Source organism: Aeromonas sp. R4-2 (assembly GCF_040908295.1).
In the GTDB taxonomy this organism is placed as follows: Bacteria; Pseudomonadota; Gammaproteobacteria; order Enterobacterales; family Aeromonadaceae; genus Aeromonas; species Aeromonas veronii.
The window spans coordinates 41854-53755 of sequence record NZ_JBFODL010000016.1; the positions used below are offsets into that span (position 1 = coordinate 41854).

Below are 11902 nucleotides of genomic sequence, written 5' to 3' on the forward strand. Positions count from 1 at the left end.
AGAGAGGGAGGAGGGTTGCGTTACATGGGTCTTCTCGCCTGAGTCAAAGCAAAATTGCGCGACATTATACCCGCGCGAGTGAAAAATACCCAGCCTGACAAGAGATGATAATTTGGCCGCTCCTCCGTTCCACAGGTTCCAACTGAACAGAAAATCAAACACTCCGAATCGGATGGCAGCATCCGGACCACGTGGACTTGGCCCCCTCCTCATGCCAGCAACAACCACTCTTGATAAATTTTCATACTTGGACTTTCCCTACCCAGCTACAAATATGTAAATCGTATCTACATAATGGAGAGGTCATTACATGAAACATTCCACCCTGCACAATCAACAGATCGTCATTATCGGTGGTACCTCGGGTCTTGGCCTGGCCACCGCCCAGCAAGCGATCGAGCAAGGCGCCAAGGTCATTATCGGCGGTTCCAGCCGTGAGCAGCTTGCCACTGCGCTGGCTGAACTGGGCCCAAATGCCAGTGGCCATCAACTGGATATTCTCGACGTCGACTCCGTCAATCACTTTTTCAGCCAGCTGGATTCGCTGGATCATCTCGTCATCACCGCCGCCGTCATGCGACCAGGCAGCTTTCTCACCGCTGCCATCGAGGATTTGAAAATCAACATGGACAGCCGCTTCTGGGGAAGTGTTCATGCGATCCGCGCCGCAGCACCCAAACTGTCCGAACGCGGCTCCATCGTGCTCACGTCCGGGATGGTGACGCGCCGCCCACAACTAGGTAAGGCACTCCCTGCCGTTGCAGCTGGCGCGGTTGAAACGCTGGCTCACAGTCTGGTGACCGAGCTGACCCCCCGTCGGATCAACGTCATCAACCCGGGCCCCATGCGCACTCCCATGCTGCTTAAAGCACTGGGCAATGACCCACAAAAAGTGGCGGCCGTGGCGCAAAGCCTGCCGTTGAAGCGCTTGGGAGAGGGAGAGGATTATGCGCAGGCCGCGCTGTTCCTGATGAGCAACAACAACATGAATGGTGAGGTGCTTCATCTCAATGGTGGCAGCGCCTGGGCATAACGCCCTTCTGACGCTCTTCTGACGCTCTTCTGCGCTCGCGCTTGCCAATCTGTCATCGCAGGCAAGAACGAGCGCAGGGGGCGAGCATCCTCGCCGTATCAGAGTGCTCCCCAATGGCAATAACCCCCTGGTGAGTGACAATACCCAGCCCGTCACTCGTCTGTCTCCACCCGGTTGCGCCCCGCCTCTTTCGCACGATACAGCGCATTGTCAGCACGCTGGATCAAGGCCGCCAGATCCTGATCATCGTCTCGCAGAGAGGCACACCCGATACTGATGGTTACCGGGTACGACATGCCGGGCAGCGCCCGGTTGGCGACCGAGTGACGGATCCGCTCAGCCACCCGGCACGCCTCTTCAAGGCTGGTATCCGGCAGCAGGATCAAGAACTCCTCTCCGCCGGTACGTCCCAACTGATCCTGGTGCCGCAGCTGACGATCTGCCGCCCGAGAGACCCATTGCAGCACCCTGTCTCCTTGATGATGTCCCAGGGTATCGTTGATCCGCTTGAAGTGATCGATATCGAACACCAGCAGACAAAATGGCGTGCCCTGCCTGCGAGCCAGCGCCAACATATCGCTGCCCTGCCGCAGCACCCGACGGCGGTTGTTGATGCCGGTCAGCTCATCGGTAAAGGCCAGACGACGCATCCGACGGTTGCGATCAAGCAGCCACCCCATCGTCAGCAGCGCCAGTCCCCCGCAGAGCACCATCACCACCAGCAGCCAGAAACGACGCTCCTTGACCTGCTCCAGCTCCTGCTGCTGCAACTGCTGTTCGACTCGCAGTCGCTCGTTCTCCCCCTCCTGACGGGCCAGCTCGAACTCGCCGCGAACCCAGGCCGTGCTCTGTTCCCGTAACAGCTGATCGAGCCGCTGCTCCTGCACCAGATGCTCCCGCAATGCGGCCAGTGCCGCCGGATAGTCGCCTTGCAACTCGAGCGCCCGACTGCGTACCCAGTAGAGCTCGAGCAAAAAGCGCACGTGCCCTTCCACCTTCAAAATCGGCTCAATCTTCTCAAGCGCACGCAAGGCTGGCGCCGGTTTCTGCTCTTCGACTCTCAACCTCGCCCGCACCAGCTCGAGATGCGCATGGAGGATGGGGTCAACGTCGGGAGAGAGCACCTTCGCCGCTTGTGCCAGCAAGCGTCCGGCATCAGCGGGGCGATCCAGCCCGAGCAGAGCCTCGGCCTGCATCACCATGCGTTCGGCATGCTCAATCAGATATTGAGGCTGATTATAAAAGGCCGCACTGCGTTCAAGCTCGCCCAGCGCATCCTGATAACGCCCGGTCTGCAGATAGACCATCGCCAGTTGATCACTTAGCCTTGCCGAGCCAAATCCATCGTGGCTCCTGGCAAAGTGTTCGCTCAACCGGTTGAGGGTGGCGAGCGCTTCGGCGTAGAGGCCCATACGACGAAATGTGGCTGCAATCTCGAGCTGCGCCTGGTGATACCAGGTGGGCAACCCCAGCTGTTCGTAGATATTATGCGCCTTGGTGAGATCCATCAGCCCCTGGCCTGAGACCCCCTGAAAAGACAGCATGGCCCCCCGGCGGGCCAGCGCCAGCGCCTCCAGCTTTGGCACGGCGGCCTCTCTTGCCAGCCGCAGCCCCTCATCGTAATCGTGACGAGCCTTCACTACCTCGCCGAGCAGCTGATTGAACCAGCCGCGGCAAATCGTCAGCTCCGCCACGGCGGCGTCATTACCCTGTTCGCGCGCAATGGCCAGCATCCGCTCCGCATTGGCGATGGCGGTACGGGACTCCTGCATGTCATCGGCCGATTGGGCCCAGCAAGCCAGACGACTGATCCGCATCTGCTGCGACGGCGGATAGGCGTTGCCGTCCCGCTGCAAACGGGCAACGCGCTCCCGCAGCAACTCGATCGGCTGGTAGACCCGCTCCATCCCTCCCAGTTCATTTTCCAACTGCCCGGGGGACAAGGGTTTGGCTGCCAGCCCGAACGCCGCCAGCAACAGCAGCAAGGCAAGTCGGCTCATACACACTCCGGATCAATGGGAAAGATCATCGGGCAAGCCGATGCCGGAAAATCACCATCTTTCCCCTGTAACAATGGTTGTAAAGGCTATCACCCGGACAGAGAGCCCGAATGGCAGGCTAGTCACATTTTACTGCGATATCATCGTGTTGGAATAAAAGCGGGGACGCACAGCGAAAAAGAGGAGGCGGGATAACAACCAAGAGGGGTTGCCCCCTCCCGGTCACTAGTGATGCTGCCAGCGCCGCAGCAGCCGGCCGCGCAGGCCGCAATCGAGCAGCCAGCTGTTGTCAAAGACCCGCAACAACGCCTGCTTGGCGTGGCGGGACATGGCGACAGCGTGAAAACGGGTCTGGCGCTGGCGATAGCGGTTCATCTGATCGAGCAGGAGATGAGGCAGGCTTTGGGCGATAAAGTCGGAGATGACCAGCACATCCGCCTTGGCAAAGGCGGGATCATCGAGCTTGGCCAGCGCTTTTTCCAGGCAGGGCACCAGATCGGTACCACCGTGAAAACTCATGGAGAGGAAACGCTCCGCCTTGTCCAGCCCGGTATCTGCGGTGATCTCGAGGGTCGCCACCTCGGTGGAGAAGAGCATCAGGTAACAGCCGCGCTTCTCATCCATCGCCACCTTGAGCAACGCCAGAAAGAGTGCCTTGGCACACTCCTCGGGATATCCCCCCATGGAGCCCGAAGTATCGACACAGACGATAAAGGGGCCTCGCTGCTGCAACTGCTGCCCCCCCTGCTCCGGAGTGCGCAACATGATGCGCTGGCGCGGCAAGGTACCTCGCGACTGGTAGCTGAGCAGACGCCGCTCCAGATAGCGGCGATAGAACTCCAGCTCCAGCTCCGGCAGCTCCGGCAGCCCCAGCATCACAGCTTCGCTTGGCAGTAGCCGCATCAGATCGCTAGCCTGATGAATGCCTACCAAGTCGTCCGGCACATCATCGCTGGGAGCGGGCTCCAGCTCCAGCACCTGAACCGGCGGCACAGGTTGCTCCTGCGCCCGCCGATCCCGCTCGCTGCGCCCGAGCAGGCCGGCAATATCCGCCAGCAAGGGTTCGCGCTGCAACATGCGGGCGTATTGCTTGACCAGCACCAGACTGCGCTTGTGCCAGTGCCCCTGCGCCAGATCCCAAAGACCACCGGCTGAGATCTGGTTGGGGTCGAGGGCATCGGCCAGGGTGCGGCTCACCAGCAGCTGATCTTCAATCTCCTGACGCTGCTTCTCCCGCTCCGCTTCGGCGATCTGCTGCTGCAGTTGCAGCAGGCTTCCCACCAGACTGGCGCGCCACTTGTCGATAAAGAGCTGGCGCAGCCCCTCGGTGGGGTGGGCCGTCAGCTGACGCACCAAGGAGCGGGCCTCACCGGCGAAGGGGCTGTACTGCTCCAGCGACTCCAGCAAGCCGGGCAGGCGACCAATCAGCTCGGTCATCGGCAGTTGCCGGTGTGCCTGATAGAGCAGGTACTCCTGCTCCAGCGCCACCGGCACCGGCTTGTGACGGATCTCCTCACCAAGCTGCTCGCCCCAGCTCTGCAGGCGCTTTTTCAGCAGCTTGCCCTGTAGCGGGGAGCGTTTGATAAATTCGGAAATCTTGGGCGAGGCCGCCAGCAACGCCACCACCTCTCCCGCCAGCTCACCCTCTCCCATGAGAAGGCCCAGATCCAGCATGCCGATCTCAAGCATGAGCGCTCCTTACTCGTCCAGCCTTGGCAACCGCTCGCGCCACTGGGTCAGCTCGCTGCGCAGCAGTTCGAGATCCCGGTTCAGCACAAAGAAGCTGTCTTCCACCTGCTGCAGCCAGCGTGAGTCGATAAAGAGGTGTTGTTGGTGACGCTCGAACAGGCTGCGCTGCTGCTTGAGCATCTGCATCACCTTGCCGACCTGAACCAGCTGCTCGTCGAGTGACTGCAACCAGGGCGCCAGCACCACCTCGGGGATAGCGTTACGCTCCATCAAAACCAGCGGGATCTGCTGGCGCTGGATATCGAGCACCTGCAGCCGCAGCTCATCGTCCAGTACCAGCTCGTAATGGCCCTCTTTCGGGTTGCCAAACTCATAACCCACCAACGCCTCACCGGTGGGGCGCCAGTGGGAGAGCAAGGTGCGATCGAACACCAGGGTGCGGGTGAGCCGTTCAGGATCGCTGCCATCCAGCGGCGCCGGGGTGAGCAGATGGAAGTGCACCTGCTTGCCAAAGGGTCTGGCATTGGCAAGCGGGATCTCGATACCCCGGGCCCGCCGGCCAAACCACTGCTTGCGCTGGCGGGCCTTTGTGCACAGGCGCTGGGCCACGCTCTGTTTGAGCTGTTTGAACTGATCCCGCAACGCCAGCAGCTGACGGGTCATCGCCAGTTGCTGATAGCCGTAAAGGCGGGAGAATTCGGTCATCATCTCCAGCAGGGCGGTGCGAGACTCCTCGTCATGCCAGAGACAATCCTTGAACAGCAGCAGATCTACCGGTGCAACCTCATCGCGGCCATTGAAGAAAGCGCTCGCCTTGATAAGCCGTACCGCCTTCTTCCAGCGGCGATCCGACACATAGCAGCGATGGGCCAGCTGACTGTCGAGCTGCTGGCGCAGCTGATAGATGAGCTCGAAACAGGCATCCGGCAGGCGCACCTGTTCAATCTGGCTCTGCCACTGCTCATACTCATCCCCCCGGATCTGCAGGGATTCCGGCAAGTTCTGGTGGGCGTGACCATCGCTGGCCAGCATGGATTGAAAGTTGGCTTTCTCCTGCACCCGGTCCATCCAGATCCGCACCAGCATCCGGTCGTAGAGCGCTTCCAGCCCGCTGTCCGGCGCCGGCAGCTCGTTGGAGGCAGTCACCAGCAAGCGCATCGGGATGGGGTGCTGGCTGTCTCCGTTGCGAAACTGCCGCTCGTTGATGGCGGTGAGCAGGGTGTTGAGGATGGCAGGGCCCGCCTTCCAGATCTCGTCGAGGAACACCACCTCGGCCTCCGGCAGATAACCAGTGGTGAGGCGCAGGTATTTGCCATCCTCTTTCAGTGCCTGAATGGATAGGGGGCCAAACACCTCCTCCGGCGTACTGAAGCGGGTCATCAGGTATTCAAAGTGGCGGGCGTCGTGAAAGGCCAGCTTGAGGCGGCGGGCAATCAGGCTCTTGGCAATACCGGGTGGCCCCAGCAAGAAGACACTCTCACCGCTGAGGGCAGCCAGCAGACCGAGGCGCAAGGCATCCTGCCGTTCGTAGAGTCCCTCACCGAGGGCGGCCAGCAGCCGGGGCAAGCGCTCCTGGATGGGAATAAGACGCGCAGGATTCTGGGCTTGAGCTAAAGACGACATAGAGAGTGTTCCGAAGCTGGGATGATGTTAGCCCCAAGGCGCGATATCCATTTGCTCTACCTTGGGTTTTGTCTTGTTATGATGTTTATTCTGGTATCTCTTGCCGCACAATACCCGCCTCTGGCAGGAAAAAACGCAAAGGCAGTGCGATACCGTATCGGCAGCGTGCTGCGCCCATGCATAGCCAGTGTCGTGATGAGCACCATGCCCGCATGCGCCAGATGATGCGTTGCAAAGGGTGCAGCAAAAGCGGTTCGAGTGTACCCTGCGCAACACAATTTTCCCCAATGCAGATCAAGAGTGAGTCGCCTCAAATGCAAGATCCCGTTCGTCAGAGCATGTTGGCCCGCATGGGCATTCAAAGCTGGCAACTGCGTCGTCCGGCATTGCTGGGCGCAGCACCCGCTCCCGAGCTTGAGCAAAACACCACACAGCCGGGCCAGACGGCACCGGCCACCAGCGCTCCGCTGCCCAGCGGCAAACTCTGGTTGCTGGCGCCTCAGCTGCCTGCCACCACGCTGCTGGCGGATATCTGCCAGTTGCTCGGCATGACCCCCGACGAGGTCTCACTGCTCAGCGAGCTGCCGCCTGCCGATCTGCAAACGGCGGGCGCCTCCCCTCTGCTCTGGCTGACGGAGGCCAACCCCGAGCGGCCAAATGCGCTGATCTGCCCGCTCGCCCCCAGCGCCGCGCAAAAGCGCGCCCTGTGGCAACAGCTGCGCCAACACCTTGCGGCCAACGCGGCGTGACCCTGCATCATGCCGCCAAGACCCACTGTGATGCCGCTCTTTTTACCTGATTTTACAAATGCCGCCTCTGCCAACCCCAGTGCCCAACATCTTGCCATCCGGAGCCCCCATGCCTGAGTTTCGTCCCCTGCTCGAGAGCGATTTCGACCTTGTCTACCCCATCGAGCAAGCCGCTCACAAGGAGCCGTGGAGTCAGGCCAACCTGCTCTCCTGCTTCGGTCCTCGCTATCTCAACGGTTTGATGCTGGTCGATGGTCGCCCGGCGGGCTTCTATATCTCGGATCTGGTGGCCGGTGACAGCTCGCTGATGAATATCTGTGTGCATCCGGCGTTTCAGGGCAAGGGGTTGGGGCGGGTGCTGTTACAGGCCTATCTGGCGCGCAGCAAGCAAGCCGGGGCAGAGGCCTGGTTTCTCGAGGTGCGGGCCGGTAACCAGACCGCCATCAACCTCTACGAGAGCGCCGGTTTTGCCGAATATTGCCGCCGCGCCGACTACTACGGTACCGGCAACGACAGGGAAGATGCGGTGCTGATGTCGCGACTATTCGATTTCGGCTGATCCAGCCTGTTCGTCACGCCCAAGCCTTTTGTCCCCCCCCCCCTCAATCGAGAGGGGCATTGTCCAGTGCGGGATCCTGCAAGGCCAGAGTGGTATGCACTACCGCCTCGAATCCGGCCCCGGAGAGCGGCATATAGAAGCCACGCTGCCAGGTTTTCCCAGGCATCCAGATCTGGTCGATATCCACCACTATCTTGATGGGCCTGAGGGGCTGGCCCGGCTGTTGAATATAGATGCCGGGCGGCGTGGCGACTTTGGGAAAGCGGCGCAGGATCTGCTCGCTACCATCCCCCTTGCCCGGGTTAAGCCGCACCTTCACCAGCCGGGCAAGCGGGCCAGCCATCTCCTTGCTCTGCCAGAATTTCTTCTCCAGATCGCCGCAACGGCGGCACTTGGGGGTCTCCAGCACATAGAGCAGCGGATAGCCCAACGCCAGCGCCTGTTGCTGCGCCTGCTGATACCCCTCGGCCCCCTGATACCAGGGATTGGCGGGCCCCTGTGATGACGTTCCGGCAAAGAACCAAAACGCAGCGCCCCCCACCACCATCAGCCCGACCGCGGCCAACGCCCCTTTCACCCACAGATTCATATCGTTAACCCTCTCTCTGCCTCCTAGCAGTATCGGCCAGTCTGCGCAAAGGGAGAGCTATTTGCACTCTTTGTGATCCAAGACAAACGGCGAACACTTGTAAGCCGTAATGTTGGAGTTTAAACTCTAGCCCGATTTTTAGTGCCCTCGCGGGCGTACAACTGTAATTAAAGGATGTTTAACTGATGCCGAAGCTTCATCTGGTTCGACTGATGCGTGAACGTATTGCCCAGCTTGGCAACAAGGCTGCCCTGCGGGTTCAGCAAGATGGCCAGTGGCGCGCCATCGGCTGGCGTACTCTGGGCCAGGCCATGGACTACTGCGCACAGGCGCTGATCCGTGCCGGCCACCAGCCAACCGAAATGGTCGGCATCTATGCCCGCAACATGCCGGAGTGGACCCAGGCTGATCTCGGCATCCTTGCCGCACGCGGCGTCAGCGTCCCTATCTACCCCACCAGTACGCTCGATCAGCTGCGCTACATCGTCAAAGATGCCGGCATCAAGGTACTGTTCGTTGGCGAACAACCCCAGTTCGATCAGGCGCTGCAACTGATTGAAAGCGGCGAGATCCGCCAGCTCATCGCCCTCGACGGCAGCGTCAATCTGCGCGGCTGCGAGCAGGCGAGTCACTTCCAGACATTTCTGGTCTCCGGCAACCATCAGCCCAGTGAGCAGGAACTGCGAGTACGGGAAACCCAGTACCGGATGGATGATCTGCTGACCCTGATCTACACCTCCGGCACCACAGGCGAGCCCAAGGGGGTCATGCTCGACTTCAGCAACATCGCCGCCTGTTTCGAGATGCACAACAGCCGCCTCGACCTCAATCAGCAGGATGTGTCGCTCTGCATGCTGCCGCTCAGCCACGTGTTTGAGCGGGCCTGGAGCTACTACGTGCTCTACTGTGGTGCCGAGAACGTCTATATCCGCGATCCGCAGAAGGTGATGGATGTGATTGGCGAGGTGCAGCCGACCGTGATGTGTGCCGTGCCGCGCCTCTACGAGAAGGCCTACGCCATGATCCAGGCCAAAGTTGCTCAGGCTCCGGCTCTGCGCCGCGCCCTGTTTGGCTGGGCGACAAAGGTCGGCAAGCAGATGGTTGCCACCCGTCAGGCGGGCAAGTCCGCCTCCCCGCTGCTCTACGGCCAGCTCTGGCTCGCCGAGCGACTGGTGTTTCGCAAGCTGCGCGCCCGTTTTGGCGGCCGCACCCGCTTCCTGCCGGTGGCGGGCGCCCGTCTGGCCGACGATGTGAACCTCTTCTTCCAGGCGATGGGGCTCAACCTCAAGTACGGCTACGGCATGACCGAAACCACCGCCACCGTCTGCTGCTACGAAGACAGCCAGTTCAAGCTCGGCTCCATTGGCACGGCACTGAACGGCATCGAGGTGAAGCTGGGTGAGAACAACGAACTGCTGGTGCGCTCCCCGACCGTGATGCGCGGCTACTACAACAAGCCGGACGCGACTGCCGAAGTGATGACCGAAGATGGCTTCCTGCGTACCGGCGATGCCGGTGAGCTCGACAGCCAGGGCAATATCTACTTCACCGAACGTCTCAAGGAGCTGATGAAGACCTCCAACGGCAAGTACGTGGCCCCGCAACTGGTGGAAGGGACCATCGGCAAGGATCGCTTTATCGAGCAGATCGCCATCGTCGCCGATGCTCGCCACTTCGTCTCGGCACTGATCGTGCCCTGCTTCGAGTCGCTGGAGGAGTACGCCCGCTCCATCAACCTGCAATACCAGTGCAAGACCGAGCTGCTGCGCCACTCCCGGGTGATGGAGTTCTTCGAAGCCCGCATCGCCGATCTGCAAAAAGAGCTGGCCAAGTTCGAGCAGGTGAAGAAGTTCACCCTGCTGCCGAGCGCCTTCTCCATGGAGCTGGGTGAACTGACCCCCACCATGAAGCTGCGCCGCAAGATCATCGAGGCCAAGTACCAGAGCGAAATCGAGGCCATGTATAACCACGTCTGATATCGCTCTGGTTCAGAGAAATCAAAAAGCCGCTCACTCGAGCGGCTTTTTGTTGGCACTTTGGTCGGTACGAACCCGCCTTCAGGCCGTAGTGGTAGTGGTACCGAAGTAGTCGGCCAGGAAGTCATCGAACGACAGGCTGTCGCTGCGCTCGCGTTCGCGCTGCTTGGCCAGCGAATCCTTCGCCTCACCGGCAAAGTAGGCCTCATCCCAGTACTGCAGCTCCCCTGCCAGCAGCTCCTCGCGATAGCGGGTCGCCAGCTTGTCGCCGTAGCAGCCGTTGTCCTTGCCACTCTCCAGCAGCTCCTTGAGCATGCGGGCGGAATAGGTGAGCTCGGGGTTGAGCAGCTTCTCGCGATGCATCGCCAGCGTCTCGCGATAGCGGTTGCGGCCGCAGCAGCGATCCAGCAGATCGGCCACCTGAGCCAGCTCGTCAAACAGTTTGAGGCCGTACTCTTTGAGGCCAATGGCATTGCCCTGCTCATCTTCAAGCATCAGGCCGGGACGACGCCCTTCCAGCACCACCTTGTTCTGGTTGCGGCGGTTGCGGGCAATCTCCTCGTCACTCAGCACCGGAGAGGGGCGCAGCAGGCACCAGACCAGGAACAGATCGAAGAAGCGGATCTGATCCGCATCGATGCCGAGTGGGGTGAAAGGGTTGACGTCCACAGTCCGCAGTTCGATGTATTCGATGCCGCGCTGATCCAGCGCATCCGAGGGCTTCTCGCCACTGCGCGGGGTGCGCTTGGGGCGGATCGGGGCGTAGAGCTCATTCTCCAGCTGCAACACGTTGTCGTTGAGCTGACGATACTCCCCATCCACCTTGACCCCGATCTTGGCAAAGTCGGGATTGTGGGTGTTGATGGCGCGGCGCAGGCTGCTGACATAGGCCGGCAGATTGTCGTGGCTGATCTTGAGCCCAGCCTGGGCGCTGTTGGTGTAACCGAGATCGGAGAGACGCAGCGCGGTGGCGTAAGGCAGATAGAGGGTACCCTTGCCGGTCTTCTCGAACGGCAGGTTGCTCTTGCGCCCTTTGAGGAAGGATTCGCAGATGGCCGGGGAGGCGCCAAACAGATAGGGCACCAGCCAGCCGAAGCGGTAGACGTTGCGAATAAGCCCCATGTACTTGTCGGAGATAAAACGCTGGCTGCAGCACCCTTCGCACACCAGATCCTGCCACTCGCACCAGAAGCTGTCGGGCATGGAGAAGTTGAAGTGCACTCCGGCGATCACCTGCATCAGGCTGCCGTAGCGGTTCTTCAAGCCCTGACGGTAGAGAGTCTTCATCTTGCCGATGTTGGAGCTGCCGTACTGGGCCAGCCGGATGCTCTCTTCCCCGCCGACGAAGCAGGGCATGGAGAGCGGCCAAATCCGCTCGTCACCCAGATGCTGAATCACATGGTGATGGATGTCGCCGAGCTGCTCCATCAGGCTGTCGATGGAGTCGGTGGCCGGGGTGATGAACTCCAGCAGGCTCTCCGAGTAGTCGGTGGTGATATTGGGATGGGTCAGGGCCGAGCCCAGTGCCCGGGGATGGTCACTCTGGGCGAGTCGGCCATCCGGCGTGATGCGCAGGCATTCACGTTCGATCCCGCGCCGGATCCCCTTGAGCGCGGTGAGGCGCTCCGGTGATCCCAACGCATTCAGCAACTCGGTGAGCGACAAGCTTGTTGTAGTCATATTC

Annotated in this window: 9 protein-coding genes; 4 read left to right on the forward strand and 5 right to left on the reverse strand. The window is 60.8% G+C overall.

What is annotated here, in order from left to right; genetic code table 11:
* The first annotated feature begins 310 nt into the window (after positions 1-310).
* The gene (locus AB5Y99_RS14970) at positions 311-1033 is read left to right on the forward strand and encodes an SDR family oxidoreductase (RefSeq protein WP_139402495.1); all 723 of its coding nucleotides are present in this window, start codon (positions 311-313) and stop codon (positions 1031-1033) included.
* 152 nt (positions 1034-1185) lie between these two features.
* Here AB5Y99_RS14970 and AB5Y99_RS14975 read toward each other — a convergent pair whose 3' ends face one another.
* The 3 genes from AB5Y99_RS14975 to AB5Y99_RS14985 all read right to left on the reverse strand — a co-directional run bounded on the left by AB5Y99_RS14975 (position 1186) and on the right by AB5Y99_RS14985 (position 6345).
* Positions 1186-3033, reverse strand: coding sequence for a diguanylate cyclase (locus AB5Y99_RS14975; RefSeq protein WP_368210046.1), 1848 nt, complete (start codon positions 3031-3033; stop codon positions 1186-1188).
* Between the two features lie 225 nt (positions 3034-3258).
* Entirely contained in the window at positions 3259-4722 is a 1464-nt protein-coding gene (gene viaA / locus AB5Y99_RS14980) for an ATPase RavA stimulator ViaA (RefSeq protein WP_368210047.1), read from the reverse strand.
* A 9-nt stretch (positions 4723-4731) separates the two neighbouring features.
* Positions 4732-6345, reverse strand: coding sequence for an ATPase RavA domain-containing protein (locus tag AB5Y99_RS14985; RefSeq protein ID WP_042084424.1), 1614 nt, complete (start codon positions 6343-6345; stop codon positions 4732-4734).
* A gap of 314 nt (positions 6346-6659) precedes the next feature.
* Here AB5Y99_RS14985 and AB5Y99_RS14990 point away from each other — a divergent pair, with 314 nt between their 5' ends.
* Together AB5Y99_RS14990 and rimI are read left to right on the forward strand one after the other, a co-directional pair.
* A complete protein-coding gene (locus AB5Y99_RS14990; RefSeq protein WP_335819439.1) occupies positions 6660-7094 on the forward strand; it encodes a DNA polymerase III subunit psi in 435 nt (144 codons plus the stop codon).
* Between the two features lie 109 nt (positions 7095-7203).
* Positions 7204-7653 carry a ribosomal protein S18-alanine N-acetyltransferase gene (gene rimI, locus AB5Y99_RS14995; protein ID WP_150996070.1) on the forward strand — a complete coding sequence of 150 codons (450 nt, stop codon included), beginning with the start codon at positions 7204-7206 and terminating at the stop codon, positions 7651-7653.
* Positions 7654-7696: 43 nt separating this feature from the next.
* Here rimI and AB5Y99_RS15000 read toward each other — a convergent pair whose 3' ends face one another.
* Positions 7697-8242 carry a hypothetical protein gene (locus AB5Y99_RS15000; RefSeq protein WP_005340504.1) on the reverse strand — a complete coding sequence of 182 codons (546 nt, stop codon included), beginning with the start codon at positions 8240-8242 and terminating at the stop codon, positions 7697-7699.
* 185 nt (positions 8243-8427) lie between these two features.
* Between AB5Y99_RS15000 and AB5Y99_RS15005 the strand changes: the two genes are divergently transcribed.
* Complete coding sequence (locus AB5Y99_RS15005) at positions 8428-10218, forward strand: long-chain fatty acid--CoA ligase (RefSeq protein ID WP_127006904.1); 1791 nt, start codon at positions 8428-8430, stop codon at positions 10216-10218.
* 81 nt (positions 10219-10299) lie between these two features.
* Here AB5Y99_RS15005 and gshA read toward each other — a convergent pair whose 3' ends face one another.
* Positions 10300-11898, reverse strand: coding sequence for a glutamate--cysteine ligase (gene gshA, locus AB5Y99_RS15010; protein WP_368210049.1), 1599 nt, complete (start codon positions 11896-11898; stop codon positions 10300-10302).
* Positions 11899-11902 lie beyond the last annotated feature (4 nt).

Coding starts and splice junctions, on each gene's coding strand:
- AB5Y99_RS14970 (WP_139402495.1), top strand. CDS start 311: ATGAAACATTCCACCCTGCACAATCAACAGATCGTCATTATCGGTGGT.
- AB5Y99_RS14975 (WP_368210046.1), bottom strand. CDS start 3,033: ATGAGCCGACTTGCCTTGCTGCTGTTGCTGGCGGCGTTCGGGCTGGCA.
- viaA (WP_368210047.1), bottom strand. CDS start 4,722: ATGCTTGAGATCGGCATGCTGGATCTGGGCCTTCTCATGGGAGAGGGT.
- AB5Y99_RS14985 (WP_042084424.1), bottom strand. CDS start 6,345: ATGTCGTCTTTAGCTCAAGCCCAGAATCCTGCGCGTCTTATTCCCATC.
- AB5Y99_RS14990 (WP_335819439.1), top strand. CDS start 6,660: ATGCAAGATCCCGTTCGTCAGAGCATGTTGGCCCGCATGGGCATTCAA.
- rimI (WP_150996070.1), top strand. CDS start 7,204: ATGCCTGAGTTTCGTCCCCTGCTCGAGAGCGATTTCGACCTTGTCTAC.
- AB5Y99_RS15000 (WP_005340504.1), bottom strand. CDS start 8,242: ATGAATCTGTGGGTGAAAGGGGCGTTGGCCGCGGTCGGGCTGATGGTG.
- AB5Y99_RS15005 (WP_127006904.1), top strand. CDS start 8,428: ATGCCGAAGCTTCATCTGGTTCGACTGATGCGTGAACGTATTGCCCAG.
- gshA (WP_368210049.1), bottom strand. CDS start 11,898: ATGACTACAACAAGCTTGTCGCTCACCGAGTTGCTGAATGCGTTGGGA.